The following is a 16797-nucleotide window of genomic DNA, read 5'->3' as shown; positions in this document are numbered from 1 at the left end:
GGCGGAGGGTGGCGGCCCGAAAATCTGTCTATCTCTGGGAGTTCAACCGCATGTCCATGACCGAATCCACCGCCAACCAGGTCCGGACGGCCCGCAGTCCAAGCCTGGTGCTGGCCTTCTTATGTGTCGCCGGGTTCATGACGTTCGTCGACGTCTCCATCGTCAACGTGTCCCTACCGACCATCGAGCGCGAACTCGGCATCACCGAGACGTACCTGCAGTACGTCGTCACCGCGTACGGCACTGTGCTCGGCGGATTCCTGCTGCTTGGCGGCAGGCTCGCCGACACCTTCGGCCGTCGGCGCATGCTGCGAGGCGGCCTGGTCGGGTTCGCGCTGGCCTCGCTGCTGGCGGGCTTGGCGCAGGGCCCGGCCATGCTTATCGTCGCCCGCGGGCTGCAGGGGCTCGGGTCCGCGTTCATCGCGCCCGCCGCGTTGAGCCTCCTGACCACCACTTTCGCGCAGGGCCCGGCCCGTACCCGCGCCCTCGGTGTCTGGGGCGGGATCAGCGGACTGGCCTCGGTGGTGGGTGTGATCCTCGGCGGCCTGCTGACCGAGGGCCCCGGATGGCGCTGGATTTTTATTATCAACGTGCCAATCGGTCTGGTCGCGGCCTTGTTGGCGCCGCTCGTCGTGGCGGAGAGCCGCGACCCCGAACAGCGCAGGAAATTCGATGTTGCTGGCGCTGTCGTGCTCACCGCCGGCTTGGTGTTGCTGATCTACACCCTGGGCCAGACGGTCAGCTGGGGCTGGGATTCGGCGGCCACCATCTGCTGCCTGGTCGCGGTCATGGTGCTGCTCACTGGATTCGTGTTTGTTGAGCGCAGGGCGAGCGCACCCTTGATCCCGCTCTCCATTTTCCGGCAAAAGGTCATCCGCGGTGCCAATATCACCGCGGTGTTCATGCTCGGTACGCTCGTGACGTTGTTTTTCTTTGCCAGCCTGTATATGCAGCAGGTGCTGAACTATTCGCCGGTCACCACGGGCCTCGCGTACCTTCCGATCGCCGTCATTATCTCGGTCGGCGCTGGCGTTTCCCAGCAACTGGTGAACAAGTTCGCGGCCAAGCCGGTGCTCATCGTCGGCCTGGTGTTAGCCACCAGCGGACTCCTGCTTTTGTGGCGTGCTCCAGCTGATGCGAGTTACGTGGTGGACGTGCTGCCCGCGTTCCTGATCGCTGGGCTGGGCCTGGGCATGGCGTTCGTACCGATCCAGGTGGCAGCTTTTGCTGGCGTGCGGGAGGCGGACTCCGGCGTCGCCGCCGGACTGATCAACACCAGTCAAGAGGCCGGAGGCGCGCTCGGCGTGGCGGTCGCCGCGACCGTCGCGTTCAGCCGCGTACCCGAGCTGGTGGCGTGGGCCGGCACTGATCCTGGACGCATCGTGCAGGCCAGGCTCAGCGTGTTCCACGAAGCGTTCCTGGTCGGTGCCGGCCTCGCTTTCGCGGCCGTACTCGTCGCACTCACTCTGCCGATGATGCGAGCAACAGCAACGAAGTAGCGGTCGTCAGGAGGGCAGGGGCCGGGTGCGGGTGGGGTACGTCCGCGGTGCCACCGCGGTGAGGTGCGGTGTGGTCGTGGGCCGTTGAAGGACGGTGGTGCCGACCAGCGGGAGGCTGAGTGAGCTGCCGGTCAGGTCCACCGTGACGGTCGCGCCGGTGCTCGACGGCGAGGTTTTTTCGGTGTCGGACAACGAAAGGATCAGTCCCAGAGTGTGCCCGGCCACGAGGATCTGGTCCTGTGGCTGCAAATGCCAGGTGATCGTGTACCACTGGCCCGGCGTCAGCGGCGTCTGCTGGCTGAGCGACTGGTAGTGCGCCGCGTCCTGCCAGCCGCGCGTCAGCACCCCGTACGACGAGCTCGCGGTGTCCTCGGCGGTGTCGAGATAGCAGGCGCTGTCCGCTGTCGTGGAGTCGCCGTAGCAGCTTCGCGTGCGCAGCGTCTTGACTCCGCTTTCGTCGTCGGCCAGATCCCGGTCGCGGGTAGCCGTGCCGTAGTCGACCAGTCGTGCGGACAGCTCGGTGTCAGGTTTTGTTGCTTTGACGCGCAAAGTGATGGTTGGCGTGCCGGACAGCTGGGTGTTGGCGGCCAACGGCGCGGACAGGAACGCCAGCCGGCCGGTACGGGTGGTGGTCGGACTGGACACGGCGTTGGCCTCGGTGAGGCTGGTGCTGTCGGTGATCGAGCGGGTGGTGGCTGTGCCACCGGGGGAGGTGCCGAGCGTTCCGGCGCCGGTGCTGCTGGCACCCATCGTCAGCGTCACCGGCGCTGATCCGGCCGCCGGGTAATCGCTTTGGGTCTGCCACTGGTTCGGCGTCCGCTCGACGTCGACGGTCGGCTGGCTCATGACACCGTTGTCCAGGCCCTGCAACCAATAGTCGAACCAGGACTGCAGTGTGGTCACCCAGGTGGAGCGGCGAATATCGAATGGGTCGGCGTGGCCTTCCTGCGACAGCCAGAGCTTGCGTGGCACGTCGTGCGCGGCGAGGCCGCTCCACCACTGCGCGAAATTCTGCGGGAAGACATTTTCGTCGTTGAGCCCATGCACGGCGAAGACGCTCGCTTTTACGTTGCCAACATTGGCGAAGTAGTTGCGCTGTGTCCAGAAGGCGTTGTAGTTGCCGGTGTGGTCGTCGCCGCCGGTGGTGAGCGAGGTGTATTCCGACGAGCAGACGCTGCCCGTACGACCGACCTCCGAGGCGAGTCCGCCGGGCCAGCCGGTGGAGCGCGGCACGCCGTTGACCCGCATGTAGTCGTACCAGCTGGAGATCGCCGAGATCGGCACGATGGTGGTCAGGCCGGCGACTCCGGTGGCCGCGACCGCGTTGGCGATCGTGCCGTCCCAGGACTTGCCGATCATGCCGACCTTGCCGGTGGTCCAGTCCGCGACCGCGGCGGTTCCGTTGGCGTAGTGCGCGGTCGTACGGCCGTTGAGCCAGTCGATGACCGCCTTGGCGCTGGCCACCTCCTCGGGACCGCCGAGGTCTTCGCAGCCTGTGGAACGGTTGGTGCCGGCCAGGTCGACGCCGACGAAAGCGTAGCCGCGCGGCACGAAATAGTTGTCGTAATAAAGCGGCATCGAATCGATGACGCCGTTGCTGTCGTAGTCTTTCACCTGAGTTTCGTTGCCACGGCCGCAACAGGAGTAATACGGCGACGCTTCCATGATCACCGGCACCTTCAGCCCGGCCTGCGCCGCCTCGGACGGTCGTACGATATCGATGGCCACCCGGTCCGGACTGCCGTCGCCGTCGTTGTCCAGACTGGTGTCGACCCAGATGCTTTCGCGGATCGCGTTGGCGTACGAATAGACCGGCGTCGTCGTGTTTCCGGACACGTACGGTCGCCGCTGGGCGGCCGAAGCCGGCCCCGCCGGCACGGCCGTCACGCAGACCGCCATCGTGACCAGGACACCCAGGACTCCTGCGAGGGATCCGCGCGGTACACGTCGCATCGAACGTCCTTCCATCGGGGGACTTCGGCGAGCAGTCGAGAGGCCATGATAGAGCAGGAACCCGGTGCCGCGCTGACCTGTGATGACAGCCGCCGTTTCTGGCCTCTTTGCTTTTTGGGCCGCGCCGCCATTCCCCATCAGGCAGCCCTTCGTTCGTACGGTTGCCCATTGCTGGACGTCCAGTCGAAGGTGTGGCTAATGTGCAGACAGATTCATTTGCAGGAATGCGAACATGCCACGGGGGAGCCAAAAATGCGCCACGAGCCTTCGATTTTGTTGTTCTGACGAAGTCTTGACGGCCTACGTGGGTCAGTGGGTCCAACCCACTGTCGCGTTTCGCGGCGATCCCACCCATGTCTCCTCGACGCCGGACACCATTGGCGTCGAGGTAGTGATGCCCGTCGTTTGTCAAGAAGGAGGTGAAATCCATGAAGCCAGCCAAACCGAAGATGAAGCAGATCAAGGTGCGCAAGCCCGGCACCGTACGGCTGACCATTCCAGCCCAGTGCTACGGCTGTTGTTGCTGCGCATAGCGCAGGCGCCACCGGGGACCGAAGGACCGCGAGCCCCTGTCGCGTCCTTTGGTCTCCGGTGATTCCCATCCTCGGAAAGGAAAGTGATGTCGCTCCAGGTCGAGGGCGGGACGTTGCGATTCCATTCGTTGTCTTTCCTACCGGAGGGTGGCGAGGTTGTCGTCGGGCGTACCGATGTCGACTCGTACGGCGTGTTTCCCGACGACGGCGCCGCGCTGCTCCAAGAGCTCGTCGCCGGCCGGGCCACCGAGGATGCCGCCCAGTGGTACAGCAAGACGTACGGCGAAGACGTCGACATGGCCGAATTTGTCGAGACACTTCGGGAACTTGACTTTCTCCGTGTCGATGACGTGGCACGGGTTGGACCGGTGCGGTGGCAGCGGCTTGGCCGGGCGATGTTCTCGCCACCCGCCTGGTGTTGTTACGCTCTCCTGGTCGCGGTGGCGGTGGTGCTTTTGGTGCTGGATCCGCGTTTGTTGCCCAGTCGTCAGCACATCTTCTTCTCGCCCTATTTGCTGGTCATCGAGGTGACACTGTTCTGCGGGCAGCTTCCGCTGTCCATGTGGCATGAGATGTTCCATGTCCTCGCGGGCCGGCGCCTGGGACTGCCTTGTCGTACCCGAGTGGGGCGAAGATTCTATTTGCTGGTGTTCGAGACGGCGATTGACGGACTGGTGGTCGTACCGCGGCGCAAGCGCTATCTGCCGATGCTCGCTGGGATGCTGGCTGACCTGCTGGGTATGTCCGTACTGACGATTGTCGCGTATCTCACCCGCGAGCCGGACGGTACGATCTCGCTGGTTGGTCATGTCTGTCTCGCGCTCGTGCTCACCTCGGTCCTGAGGGTCGTCTGGCAGTTCTATTTCTTCATGCGTACGGATATCTACTATTTGGTCACCACCGTGCTCGGGTGTGTGGATTTGCACGGAACGAGCAGCGCGATGATCGGCAACGGTGTCAAGCGTCTGTTGGGACGGCGGGATCGTTTGATTGACCCGGAAAACTGGCATCCGCGAGACCGTCAGGTGGCGAAATGGTATGCCCCGCTGCACGTCGCCGGTTACGCCGTCATGCTGGCCGTTCTGGTGTTCGCCATTGTTCCGATCGGCTGGCAGTTCCTGACGACCGCGATGCACACCCTGCTGTCCGGTGACGCGCGGCCGGCGCGACTTGCCGATGCGGCCGCCATGCTCGTCATCAACGTCAGCCAGCTCGCTTTCGCGGCCTTTCTGGCCGTCCGCGAGCGCCGCGGCCGCGGCACGTTGTCCAGCCAGGAAAAGAACTTCAAGGAGCGCGCATGAACACCGCCAACCACCTGTGGGTCGCGACATCGAGTAGGAAGGCCGGTCGCGCGCTGGTCGCGTCGCTGCGCCTGGGAACGCCGTTCGCGACGATCGACGCGCACCACCGCCTTCGCGGCCCGTACACCATGGGTGGCAGCATGTTGCGTACTATCGCGCCAGACTTGTTGAGTCACCATCGCGAACTCGCTCAGCGGCATGACCTGGAACTGCTCGCCATCGCGCCGGAGCTCGCCGACAGCCTCGAATGCCAGCGAGTCACGTTGATGGCCACCGCCGCTCCGCAGGATCGGACCAGGTATTTCTCGGCTACCCAGACCGCGCGGCTGGCACACGGATTCGTCGATCTCCTGCTGGCATACCTCGCGCGCCTGGACGGTCCAGCGCCATTGGTGGTGATAGAGAACGCCGAGCTGTCGGAGGCCACCGACGTCGAGCTCCTGACGATTCTCCTTCGCCGCGCCGACCCGCGGCGGCTGCGGTTGGTGATCTGTACGGCCGGTGAGGTCAGCGAACCGCTCGCCGGATTTCTTGGCAAGTACACCACCAAAGTCCAGGCCGACGAGATATCCGAGAACGATGACTCGTGGACTGATGATCCGGCGGATTATGTGGCGGCGGAATGCGTCGGCGACGATCGGCAGCGAGCCGCCTACCTGGCCCTGGATCCGGCCGAGCGCGCCGCCCTGCATGACCAGCGCGCACGGGATCTGCTGGGGCGCAACGAGTTCTCGCTGCAGCTTGGTGCTGTCCCTTACCATCTCGTGCGCGGCAGCGATCCGGCCGGTGCCGGCGCCAAGGCCGCCGAGATAGCTCTCCAGCACTGCCTAATGCAGGGTTTCTACGAGTCGGTGTTGCATTTCGGTCGGCACGTACTGGACTTGCTTGACTGGTCAGTGGACGGCGAACGTTGCTGGCTGGCCACCGTCAAGATGGGGACCGCGCTTTCGGCGCTGGACCGGCCGGCGGAGGCGGAGCAGGTGTACGAGGACGCCTGCCGCAGCAGCACGCTGCCCGCTGTCCATCTCGGGTCCGCGTACGGGCGTGCGATGCTCTACACCCGCTTCTACGACGAAAAGCGGGACCAGGGGCGGGCGATGTCTTTGATCAACACTGCCATCTGCATCGCGTCACTCGGCACCGAACAGCAACGCCGGGCGTACAACGTCACCTTTCAGGAAAACGGCAGAGCGCTCGTCGAAATGCACCTTGGCAACTTCTCGGCGGCACTGCGCCTGCTGGACGCGGGGCTGGCCCGGTTGGATGAGGAGGTCGATCCTGGCCGGTTCGCGCCGCACCGCTCGGTGCTCATGTACAACAGGGCGAAGCTGTTGAGTCGTATTGGTTCGCCGGAGGAGGCGCTTCGGGCGTACGACGCGGTGATCGGCGTCGACCCCAACTATTCGGAGTACTACGTCGAGCGGGCCGAAGTGCATCGGCAGCTGGGCGCGGTGGAGCTGGCCTTTTCCGACTACGAAACGGCAATCCGGCTCAGCCCGCCGTATCCACAAACCCATTTCAACCGCGGCGACCTGGCGATGGAACAGGGCGACCTGCCGCGCGCGATCGCGGATTTCGACCGCGCTCTTGAGCTGGATGACACATTGGTGGACGGCTATGTCAACCGGGCCACCTGCCAGTTGGATCTCGATGAGTGGGAGAAGGCAGGCGAGGACATCGACACCGGGCTCGTTCTGAGTCCCGACCATCCGCAGCTGCGTTGTTTGCAAGGTATGTTCGAACAGCGTCGTGGAAATCTGCCGGCGGCCCGCGAGGCTTTCGCCGCCGCGGTAGAGCTCGATCCGTCGCTGGCCGCCGGTTGGTGCAACTTCGGAATACTGGCATTTGACGAGGGCGAGATCAGCGCGGCCATCAGCTATTTCGACCGGGCCATCGCGCTCGACGACGACCCGACGATACGGATGAACCGCGGCATCGCGCGCCACCAGGCCGGCCAGCACGCTGAAGCGATCGAGGATTTTTCCTTCGCGCTCTTGACTGTCGACGAAGACGACGCCGGCGAGCTGCTCAGCCACCGAGATCAGTGCCTGCGTGAGCTCGTGTCCAAGCCCTAGTGGTCTGTCTGTGGCGTGCTGAATCGCTGGTCGTTGCTGATGACAAATGTCCCTGGCGTTCGCTACCGCCTGCATGTTCTACTCGACCGGCACTTTCGCGGTGCGGACCGCAAAGTCTCCGCCGCGGCGAAGGTGCGTACGCACATGCCGTCATATCTGAGGTGACCATCGGTCACCGGGCGGTAGTCGAGATTGGAGCATGAGCTTATGAAGGTGAGTAGCGGTGTGCGGCGCACTCTCGCCGTCCTTGTCGCAGCGGTGACAGCTACGGCCTTGATTCTGGCGGCGACATCGCCGGCCGAAGCTTCCACGGTGCGGCCGATGTACTGGACTAGCAACGCGCACATTTGGATCAGCGTCGAAAAGGATTTCCAGTTTTACACCGCGGTCAAGTTGCAGAGTGTCCCGAGTGGCAACTCGGTGTATGGCCATTGGGCCGCGTGGAACGCTGACGACCCCAGTCAATCCGGCAACACCGCGGAGCGGTGGTGGACCGTCAGTGAAGGGCAGAGCCAGATCGCCAACACGTGGCGTCATACCTGTGCGACTTTCTGGGTCCACGGCACCGGCTACACCGAGTGGGGGCCAGCGCTCTGCGCGTTCGCCTATTAGCAGCGCCTCATCGGGGCTAGGAAGCTCGTCCGCATGGCCCCCATGCTTGCGTCTGACGCAAGTATGGGGGCCATGCGGACGTCCGGCGGGGCGGAATTAGGAGCCTGGAGCCGTGGATTTACGGCCCCGCGTGTTCGTGTCCGGTCGAATTAATTAGGTGGAGACGGACCCTTTACAACCATGATCTAAGGCGTGTACGAAGTGACCCAGCAGCCCATCTTCGAAATGTTCCCTGGCAGTGCGGAACGGCATACCTACTGAGGCGATAAGCGCGGCCCTCGTACGAGGGTCACGGGCCTGGTCGGCATCGAGAGAAAAGGGGCGTGGACAATGGAAAACGTGATCAGTCGTGGGTGGAGTCGAGGACTCCTGGTGGGCGCTCTCGCGGCGGCGTTGGTCGGTGGCACGGCTGCGGCCGCGCAGGCCGGCGTCGATCCAGCGCTGGCGGCGGGGACGCATCGGCCGGCCACCGTGGTACGGCCGCTGGACTGCTCGTCGATTCCGTCCACCGCGGACGACAATATTCTGCGGATCCTGCGGGACGTGGGAAACCAGCGGGGCGTCGACGACCGGGTGCGGTTGGCTGAATTCGAGACGGCTTGGGTGGAGTCGCATGCCAACAATCTGCCGTGTGGTGACCAGGACTCGATTGGTGTCTTCCAACAGCGGCCGAGCCAGGGCTGGGGCACGTACGACCAGATCATGGATCCGTACTATGCCACCAACAAATTCCTCGACTATGCCATTCCGACGGCGGCCGACAACACCTGGATGACGGCCGGCCAGGTCGCGCAGGCCGTCCAGCGCTCGGAATACCCGGACCGGTACGACGAGGCCCAGGGCATCGCGCAGGACATGATCAATCGTTCGTGGGGGCTGTAAATCCGACCGGAACGGCTCTCAGTGTGGCGAGCCGGACCTGCTCAGGCGCCGCCTTTCCAGTGATGGTCCGCGACCGCGGCGGCCGTGCGCTCCAGGGCGCTCTGGGTGTCCGCGTACGTGCGCTGGGCGACGGCGATGTAGAGACAGTCCAGGATCAGCATCTGTGCGTGCCGCCCGGCCATGCTGCCGGAGCGGAAGGAGATTTCCCTGGACACGGTCTCCAGCACGATGTCGCTGACCTTCGCGAGCCGTGCACGCGGCGAGTTCGTGACTGCGATCGTGGTGGCGCCCTGGTCCCGGGCCAGCGCGGTCGCCTCCACGACCTCTTTTGTCCCGCCGGTGTGTGAAATCGCGAGTACGACGTCCCCAGTAGTCAGCAGTGCGGCGCTTGCCAGCGCGTCGTGGATCTCGTTCCAGGCGCTCGTACGCCGGCCTATCCGGTTCAGTCGCCGGCTGAATTCGCCGGCGGTGGATGCGCTGCCGCTCACGCCGTAAATGTCGATGCTCCGGGCGGTGGCTATTCGCTCGGCAGCAGTTTCCAGCGCGACCAGATCGATGCGGGCGGCGGTGTCCTCCAGCGCGCGTACGTCGGCGGCGAGCAGTTGGGCGAGAACCCGCGGCATCGGCTCGTCCGGCGCGACCCCGCTGGTTCCTTCCGACCAGGCCGGCGTCGGATGGACCGGGTCGTGGCTCATCCGCCCGACCTCCGCGGCCAGCGCCAGCCGCAACTCGCCGTAGCCGGACAACCCGACGGACCGGCAGAACCGAGTGACCGTCGTACGAGAGATGTCACAGCTCGCGGCGAGGTCGACGATGGTGGTGGCCGCGACCTGCGCCGGATGGGCGAGGACCTCCCGGGCAAGCCGCTGCTCGGCCTCCGAGAGCGTCGGCAGGACGGCACTGACACGCGCGTGGACGGAACCGCCGAACGGAGCGTTGGGACCCAACGCTCCGCTGGCGGGGCTGCTGCTGCTCATGGTCGCTACGGTTGCCCATCGGGCGGCGACCCGTCAACCGTCAGTGGTTCCAGGCGCCGGTAATGGGGGTGTCGTTTTGTTGTCCGAATGCGGTGGTGATGTCGGTGTGTGGGGTGATGTTGGAGTTGCAGAGGTAGTAGACGCCGGTGGTTTGTCGGTAGACGCCGATGGTGGTGTAGCCATCTGCGTTCCAGTCTCCGGTGACTGGTACATCGCCGGTCGCACCGAAGGTGATGGAGCCGTCGGTGTGTGCGGTGATGTTGGAGTTGTCGAAGTAGAAGGTGGAGTTGCTGGGTCGGTAGACGCCGACTGTCGTGCAGCCGTCGCCGTCCCAGTCTCCGGTGATGGGTACGTCGCCTTTTTGGCCGAAGGTGAGTGAGCCGTCGATGCGGCTGGTGATGTTGGAGTTGTCGAAGTAGAAGGTGGACGTGCTGGGTCGGTAGACGCCGACTGTGGTGGAGCCGTCGCAGTCCCAGTCGCCGGTGACGGGGATGTCGCCGAATTGTCCGAAGGCGAGTGAGCCGTCGGTATTGCCGGTGATGTTGGAGTTGTCGAAATAGAAGGTGGAGGTGCTGGGGCGGAAGGTGCCTACGGTGGTGAAGCCGTCGGCGTTCCAGTCGCCGGTGACGGGGATGTCGCCTTGGGCACCGAAAACGAGTGTTCCGTCGGTGTGGCCGTTGGTCGTTGAATTGCTGAAAATGAACGTGGAGCTGAGTCCGCGATAAACGCCGAGCGTCGTGGTGTAATGCGGGCGTCCACCGCCGGTGGACAGCGTGATGCCGGAGTAGTACGTGGTCAGGATGCGCTGGTACGAGTACCCGGCCACCGCGCAGGCTTGTGATCCGTACTGGCTCATCTTGCTGCCGTCCGCGCCGGCGCCGCAGCCCTCGCCATTGTTTCCGGTCAGGTTCGCGCGGTATTGGCTTTCGAAAATCGCGCCGCCACGGTGCATGGAGACCGGCCAGGTGGCGTCCACCGCGGCGTCGGTCGACGGCTGATGGCTCCCGGCCTTGTAAACCTGGGAGCTGGTGCTGTCGTACACGTCGAAGCACTGGCCACCGGACGTACGGTCGCCGGAATGGTTTGTCCAGTACCAGGCGTAAGTTTTCGCTGCCATCGCGCCGGCTTGCAGTGCGGCCGCGCTCCAGCTCGCGATCCATTCGTTGGGCAGCACGTCCTTGACGTACTGTTCGAATGGCACTGTGACAATGGACCCGGTCGCGGTGATAAGGACACGGATCGAAGCCGGCGGATTATTGTCGTCGTAGTGGCCATTGCATCCGGTCGAGGCGAGCGGACCGACCGTGGTTCCCATGGTGCTGGGCAATGCGTTGGCGGCAGCCGCCTTGGTCACGCCAAGCACCATTGCCAACGCCACTAACGGTACGAGCGTCCACTGATATTTCTTCACCATTTCTTCCCTCCTTTCGGCCACGGCTCAGTGGTTCCAGGCGCCGGTTATCGGTGTGTCGTTTTGTTGCCCGAAGGCGGTGGTGATGTCGGTGTGTGGAGTGATGTTGGAATTGCAGAGGTAGAAGACCCCGGTTGTCGGCCGGAAGACGCCAATCGTGGTGTAGCCGTCCCCGTTCCAGTCGCCGGTGACTGGTACGTCGCCGGTGGCGCCGAAGGTGATGGAGCCGTCGGTGTGTGCGGTGATGTTGGAGTTGTCGAAGTAGAAGGTGGAGTTGCTGGGTCGATAGACGCCAACCGTCGTGCAGCCGTCGCCGTCCCAGTCGCCGGTGATGGGTATGTCACCCTTCTGGCCGAAGGTGAGTGAGCCGTCGATGCGGCTGGTGATGTTGGAGTTGTCGAAGTAAAAGGTCGAGTTGCTGTCTCGATAGACGCCAACCGTCGTGGAGCCGTCGCAGTCCCAGTCTCCGGTGACCGGGTGGTCGCCGAATTGTCCAAAGGCGAGCGAGCCGTCGGTGTTGCCGGTGATGTTGGAGTTGTCGAAATAGAAGGTGGAGGTGCTGGGGCGGAAGGTGCCTACGGTGGTGAAGCCGTCGGCGTTCCAGTCGCCACTGACCGGAATGTCGCCCTGTGCACCGAAAGTCAAGGTCCCGTCGGTGTGGCCGCTCGTGGTCGAGTTGCTGAAAGAGAACGTCGAGCTTAATCCGCGGTAAATGCCGAGTGTCGTGGTGTAATGCGGGCGCCCAGTGAACAGTCGTGCGCCGCCATAGAAGTCTGTGTGGGCCGACAGGTTGGAGACCTTGACCAGCTCGCCAGAGTTGGCGGCCTCCACGATCCAGCCGGCGCCGAGATACATGGCGACGTGATGGATCCCGGCGACAGTGTTGTTGCTGCTGTAGAAAAGCAGATCACCGGGGAGAGCTTGAGCGGTGCTGTAGAAGTGCGTCTTCACCGCCGGTGAATGCCATTGTGCATCGGTGTTTCCCGATCCGAGGATGTCCGGGCCGAGCGCGAGGGCGTAGCCGTAGCGGACCAACCCGGAGCAGTCGAGACCTTTGACATGGCAGTCGTTGGGCGCGCCATTGTTCGGGTCGCATTGACCCAGCGTCGGGCCCGGTTGCGGGCCGTGCCCGCCGCCCCATGAGTAGGGCACGCCGATTTGGTAGCAGGTATTGATAACCGCGTTGTTCGCTTGCTGTGCTGCTCCACCGGCGAGTACGCCGCACGCTGGCGCGGCCTGCGCCGGACTGCTGTTCGCGAGCCCGCTCGCGAACAGCGACAGAGCGATCAGGAGTACGGCCGAGAATCTCGGCCAGCCGGTTCGGTGGGTTGCTACTTCCATGGTGTGCATCCCTTCGGCGGCGCCGCCGGTGAGCGGGTGGGCAGGGGGCGGCGCAGGGAGTGGGGCGGCTGCCCCACGGGAGAGGTGGACGGTTCGCCTTGTGAATAATGCCCGTGCTTGCTTGTGCGGGCATGATCTTTGCCCGCGACCTCTCGCGTGTCAATGGAGAGAGCACACATTCCCCAAGTTGGCCCCCGATTTGCCGTCAACCGTTCCTCGTATGACAATTGTCAAAAGACGGCCCCCGGAGAGAATTCCCCTATATCTCGATAAAACACCGCGAACTCGACGTATTCGCTGGCGATCCGCCGGTAAAGGCAGCGAAAACGTCGAGTTCGCGAAGGGCAGCGTTGGCCCAGGTCATCGTCCGGTCATCGCTCGCTCGCGGTATTTGCACGGAACACATAGCGGCGCAGCACCGGATACAGGACGAGCACCGAGCCGAGGGTGACCAGGAAGCCCAGCGGCGTGATGCCCGACTCGGTCAGGAAACCGCCGGTGGCCGCCGAAGCCAGAACCGAGACCACGCCAGCCCAGTTGACGGATTCGACCTCGTCTGGGTCCGCCACTTTGCGCCGCCGTATGAGGTAATAGTCGGCGATGATCACGCCGGCCAGCGCGGTCGTGGTCACGCCGAGGACTCCGAGGTACCGATTGATGAGGCCCAGAATGTCTCCGGCCACCATCAGCAGTCCGATGACATTGGCGAGCACCACCATGGTCAGTCGGCCCACATTGCGACGCAGCAGCCCGTCGAAGAGGTTGGACAGTGAGAGCGACCCGGAGTAGGTGTTCGGCACCTGCGCTTTGGCTTGTGCCACGTACATCAGCAAAAAACCGAGCAGTCCGGCCAAGACGATGAAATAGGCGCCGGAGTTGTTGTTCGCCATCCACGAAACCTTTTCCGCGATCGTGGCGCCCTGTTGGCTGGCCGCGACGGCCGGATTCTTACCAAGGTATGTGGCGACCGCGCTGCTTCCAGCTCCTACGATCAGGCAGCCCAGCACCACCATCACGATGTCGATCATGATCGCCCCGCCGATCGCGAGGATGCCGACATCCTTGCTGGTACGGGCATACCGGGCGAAGTCGGCGTCGGTCAGCGCGAGAGCACCGGCCGAACCCGCGAGGATGGCGATCACCGCGGCGAAATGCGCGCTGCCGTCGCCGCCGGTCACCGGTCCTGCCGTCAAGATCGCGGACAATGACAGACCCGATGTGGTCACCGCGATGGCCGCGAGAGCTATCGCCAGGATGAGAAATGCTATGAGCAGCACTGTCGACGTACGTTGCACCAGCTTCAGGCCGAATGTCGTGAGCGCGATCCACACCACCGTCAAAAGACCGTAGATAACGATCGCGTTGACCACCGACGGTTTCCAGCCGAACATGAAGAGTGTCCCGTAATAGAGCAGCGCGTCTTCCAGCGCCAAAAATCCGATGATCATGAAGGAATAGATCAGCGAGGCGATCACCGAACCACGGATTCCCAGCCCGTACACGCGTGAGGTCACCGTGCTGGAGGTGCCGTTCTGGTACGCCACGTGGCCGACCAGCCAGCCCAGGGTGCCGCCGAAGACCGTCACCAGCAGACCGGCGAGAATCCCCCAGCCGACCCCGGCGATCAGGGTCACTCCGCCGCCGATCGCCAGCTGGACCAGCGTCGAGACGATGCCCGCCGTATTCATCAGGAGTCCCCAGCCGCCTCGGCGGGCGGCCAGTGGGACAGCGGTCAGCGCGTAGTCCTCGATCTGGGTCTTTATGCCGGCAGGTTCTGTGGCCACCGAACGCCTCCGAGATTTAGTGCGGCTCTCGCCGGGAAAACAGCCGAATGTTGATCGACCAGAGCCCTTCGCGCTGGAGGATTTCGCTGACCGCGGCACCCGCGACGATCAGTCCGCTCAGAATTTGCTGCCAGTAGCTGGGAACGCCCGAGATCGCGAGGCCATTGGCCAGGGTGCCAAGGAAAAGCACCCCGATGGCGGTGCCCACCACACCGCCCGAGCCGCCGCGTAACGCGGTTCCGCCGAGCAGGACGGCGGCGGCCGCGTCGAACATGATCGTGTCGCCGACCTGCGGGCTGGCCGCGGCGACCCGGGCGCACTGCAGCACCGCCCCGAGGGCAGCGGCCGAGGCACAGATCGCGTACACCCAGATCGTGACCCGAGTCGTGTTGATGCCAGCCAGTCGGGCCGCCTGGAAATTGCCGCCCACCGCGTACAAGTCCCGGCCGAAATGGGTGAACCGCAACACCCACCATGCCGCGAAGAACACCACGGCCATCATGATCACCGGAATCGGTATGCCGACCACGCTCCCGAATGCCATTCCGTCCAGGAATCCGGAATTGATCGCCTTCGTCTCGGTGCCCGATACCAGGTTGACCAGTCCGCGAAAGAGCGACAATGTCCCCAGCGTCACCACCATGAAAGAGGCGCGAAGGCGGCCGATCAGGAATCCGTTCGACAGCGCACCCAACGCTCCGGCCAGTACGACCGTGGCCACGCATGCCACGAAGATGGGGAATCCCAAATCGTGGTAGAACCAGGCCAAAATGAACCCCGAAAGGGCCATCATCGACCCGATCGACAGGTCGAACCCGCCCAGGATCAGGACGAAGGTCAAGCCCATCGACAGCATCCAGAGAATGGAGACACTGGTCAGCAGGGTCTTGATGTTGGCTTCGGTGGTGAACGTCGGCTGAGTGACGGCGAAATAGGCGATCAGCAGGACAAGGCCGATCGCGATCATCGCGATCCGCGAGTGGGCGAGAAAAGAGCGGACTCGGGAACTCAGATGTGGGTCGGTCGCGGATAAATCGCGACCTTCGGTACGGGGGCCACTCTGAATGTCGGTCATCGCGGTCCCTCCGTCGCCAGGTGGGTGAGCCGTGCCTGGGTTGCCTCGGCACGGGAGAGCGTGGCCACCACCCGGCCCCGAAACAGCACGACAAAACGGTCGCAGAGCAGCAACAACTCATCGATCTCGGCGGATGAGATGACCAGCGCCATCCCGTTGTCCCGTGCCTCGTGGACGATCCGATGGATCAGGGTGGTTTCACCGAGACCGACCACCGGAATGTCCAGCGCAGCCCGCAGTTCATGGACACCGCCGTCCTGGAAATGGCCCACCACCACGGCGTCGAAACCGCGCCGTGCGGCGTCCAGGTTGGCGGCGACGAGTTCGTACGCGCAGCGGGCCTCGCTGAGCCGGTGAATGTACGGGTGCGGCCGTTCCAGGCCGGCGACGACAACCTCGACCTGATCACCGGCCAGTGCCCGCAGAGCATCCTGGAGAAGACGCAAATACGTGCTTCCCGAAGCGGTGAAACTCTGCCAAAGGATTCTCATCTGATCCGTTCCCTGTCGTCGTGACCCATCCCTATTCTGGTGCTGTCGCGATGGTGTCGCACTTCCTTGTTTCGGTCAGCGAACCGAGCGCTGGCCAGCGGGGCGGTCGTGCTGCAACTTCGGAGGCGTGCTCGTACGATGCCATTCGCCGGGGGTGCAGCTTTGATTTCGCCAACCGTGGACGCGGCGGAGAAATTCGCTGAATCGGTGCCACTGTCCATTCCCGACCTGTTGCGCGCACGGGCGAAGCAGTCGCCCGATCGGCCACTTCTGCGGATCGGTGCCGATCGATGGACCGCTTCGCAGGTGTGCGACCGGGCATCCCGATTCGCGGCCGCTCTGCGAGCGGAAGGAATCGCGGCCGGTGAGCGGGTCGCGATCATGGCCGACAACAGGATCGAGGTGCTCGACCTTATTCTGGGTTGTGCGTGGATGGGCGCGATCGCCGTTCCCATCAACACCGGCGTACGCGGCCAACAGCTCCATCACATTCTCACCAACTGTGCGGCCGAGCTGCTGGTGATCGAGAATGCCTTTCTCGATCGGATAGAAGCGTTGCCGGACACCGCGTCGCTTCGACGAATCTGGACGCTGGACGGCCGGGAACCCGAGTCGCCGTTGGCCGTCGCGCTGCCACCGCTGAGCATGGGCATCGAACCTGCCGATGTCCGTCCTCGCGACACTGCGCTCATTCTCTACACTTCCGGCACGACCGGTGTCTCCAAAGGAGTGCTCTCCCCGCATGGGCAGTTTCATTGGTGGGGAGTCAATGTCAGTACGCAGCTGGAGCTTAGGAATTGGAATGAAATAACATTTCAAGTTGGCTGATTATTTGGTATTATGTCGGGGTGCCCAAGGATCGA

Annotated in this window: 13 protein-coding genes; 6 read left to right on the top strand and 7 right to left on the bottom strand. The window is 63.9% G+C overall.

Annotated elements, in window-relative coordinates:
- The first annotated feature begins 50 nt into the window (after window positions 1-50).
- On the top strand, window positions 51-1499 hold the full coding sequence (locus tag ABD301_RS21615) for an MFS transporter (RefSeq protein WP_344312150.1): 1449 nt from the start codon (window positions 51-53) through the stop codon (window positions 1497-1499).
- 6 nt (window positions 1500-1505) lie between these two features.
- Here ABD301_RS21615 and ABD301_RS21610 read toward each other — a convergent pair whose 3' ends face one another.
- Window positions 1506-3452 carry a Xaa-Pro dipeptidyl-peptidase gene (locus ABD301_RS21610; protein ID WP_344312148.1) on the bottom strand — a complete coding sequence of 649 codons (1947 nt, stop codon included), beginning with the start codon at window positions 3450-3452 and terminating at the stop codon, window positions 1506-1508.
- 619 nt (window positions 3453-4071) lie between these two features.
- Here ABD301_RS21610 and ABD301_RS21605 point away from each other — a divergent pair.
- The 4 genes from ABD301_RS21605 to ABD301_RS21590 all read left to right on the top strand — a co-directional run bounded on the left by ABD301_RS21605 (window position 4072) and on the right by ABD301_RS21590 (window position 8855).
- Window positions 4072-5286, top strand: coding sequence for a hypothetical protein (locus ABD301_RS21605; protein ID WP_163570035.1), 1215 nt, complete (start codon window positions 4072-4074; stop codon window positions 5284-5286).
- Entirely contained in the window at window positions 5283-7361 is a 2079-nt protein-coding gene (locus tag ABD301_RS21600; protein ID WP_344312147.1) for a tetratricopeptide repeat protein, read from the top strand. Before ABD301_RS21605 ends, ABD301_RS21600 begins: the two co-directional genes overlap by 4 nt.
- A 225-nt stretch (window positions 7362-7586) precedes the next feature.
- Window positions 7587-7973 (top strand): hypothetical protein, encoded by a 387-nt coding sequence (locus ABD301_RS21595; RefSeq protein ID WP_344312146.1) that lies wholly within the window; start codon window positions 7587-7589, stop codon window positions 7971-7973.
- 372 nt (window positions 7974-8345) lie between these two features.
- Window positions 8346-8855, top strand: a complete 510-nt coding sequence (locus ABD301_RS21590; RefSeq protein WP_344312145.1) for a hypothetical protein — start codon at window positions 8346-8348, stop codon at window positions 8853-8855.
- 41 nt (window positions 8856-8896) lie between these two features.
- On the opposite strand, the gene ABD301_RS21585 is transcribed toward ABD301_RS21590, so the two are convergent.
- From ABD301_RS21585 to ABD301_RS21560, 6 genes are all read right to left on the bottom strand, one after another.
- On the bottom strand, window positions 8897-9832 hold the full coding sequence (locus ABD301_RS21585) for a MurR/RpiR family transcriptional regulator (protein ID WP_344312143.1): 936 nt from the start codon (window positions 9830-9832) through the stop codon (window positions 8897-8899).
- A gap of 40 nt (window positions 9833-9872) precedes the next feature.
- Entirely contained in the window at window positions 9873-11246 is a 1374-nt protein-coding gene (locus tag ABD301_RS21580; protein ID WP_344312142.1) for a SpoIID/LytB domain-containing protein, read from the bottom strand.
- A 24-nt stretch (window positions 11247-11270) separates the two neighbouring features.
- Window positions 11271-12584, bottom strand: coding sequence for a C40 family peptidase (locus ABD301_RS21575; protein ID WP_344312141.1), 1314 nt, complete (start codon window positions 12582-12584; stop codon window positions 11271-11273).
- A 371-nt stretch (window positions 12585-12955) separates the two neighbouring features.
- Entirely contained in the window at window positions 12956-14368 is a 1413-nt protein-coding gene (locus tag ABD301_RS21570) for a purine-cytosine permease family protein (RefSeq protein ID WP_344312140.1), read from the bottom strand.
- 16 nt (window positions 14369-14384) lie between these two features.
- On the bottom strand, window positions 14385-15443 hold the full coding sequence (locus ABD301_RS21565; RefSeq protein WP_163570043.1) for an ABC transporter permease: 1059 nt from the start codon (window positions 15441-15443) through the stop codon (window positions 14385-14387).
- The gene (locus ABD301_RS21560; protein WP_344312139.1) at window positions 15440-15934 is read right to left on the bottom strand and encodes an aspartate/glutamate racemase family protein; all 495 of its coding nucleotides are present in this window, start codon (window positions 15932-15934) and stop codon (window positions 15440-15442) included. The genes ABD301_RS21565 and ABD301_RS21560 overlap by 4 nt, the downstream gene beginning before the upstream one ends.
- 162 nt (window positions 15935-16096) lie before the next feature.
- Between ABD301_RS21560 and ABD301_RS21555 the strand changes: the two genes are divergently transcribed.
- Window positions 16097-16762 carry an AMP-binding protein gene (locus ABD301_RS21555; protein ID WP_163570046.1) on the top strand — a complete coding sequence of 222 codons (666 nt, stop codon included), beginning with the start codon at window positions 16097-16099 and terminating at the stop codon, window positions 16760-16762.
- Window positions 16763-16797 lie beyond the last annotated feature (35 nt).

Source organism: Fodinicola feengrottensis, from assembly GCF_039530045.1.
Classification (GTDB): domain Bacteria; phylum Actinomycetota; class Actinomycetes; order Mycobacteriales; family HKI-0501; genus Fodinicola; species Fodinicola feengrottensis.
This window is presented reverse-complemented; position numbering and strand designations above follow the sequence as displayed.

Bases quoted from the DNA above. Each gene is read 5' to 3' on its own strand.
- ABD301_RS21600 (WP_344312147.1), top strand. From the start codon at position 5,283: ATGAACACCGCCAACCACCTGTGGGTCGCGACATCGAGTAGGAAGGCC.
- ABD301_RS21610 (WP_344312148.1), bottom strand. From the start codon at position 3,452: ATGCGACGTGTACCGCGCGGATCCCTCGCAGGAGTCCTGGGTGTCCTG.
- ABD301_RS21605 (WP_163570035.1), top strand. From the start codon at position 4,072: ATGTCGCTCCAGGTCGAGGGCGGGACGTTGCGATTCCATTCGTTGTCT.
- ABD301_RS21560 (WP_344312139.1), bottom strand. From the start codon at position 15,934: ATGAGAATCCTTTGGCAGAGTTTCACCGCTTCGGGAAGCACGTATTTG.
- ABD301_RS21575 (WP_344312141.1), bottom strand. From the start codon at position 12,584: ATGGAAGTAGCAACCCACCGAACCGGCTGGCCGAGATTCTCGGCCGTA.
- ABD301_RS21580 (WP_344312142.1), bottom strand. From the start codon at position 11,246: ATGGTGAAGAAATATCAGTGGACGCTCGTACCGTTAGTGGCGTTGGCA.
- ABD301_RS21615 (WP_344312150.1), top strand. From the start codon at position 51: ATGTCCATGACCGAATCCACCGCCAACCAGGTCCGGACGGCCCGCAGT.
- ABD301_RS21565 (WP_163570043.1), bottom strand. From the start codon at position 15,443: ATGACCGACATTCAGAGTGGCCCCCGTACCGAAGGTCGCGATTTATCC.
- ABD301_RS21585 (WP_344312143.1), bottom strand. From the start codon at position 9,832: ATGAGCAGCAGCAGCCCCGCCAGCGGAGCGTTGGGTCCCAACGCTCCG.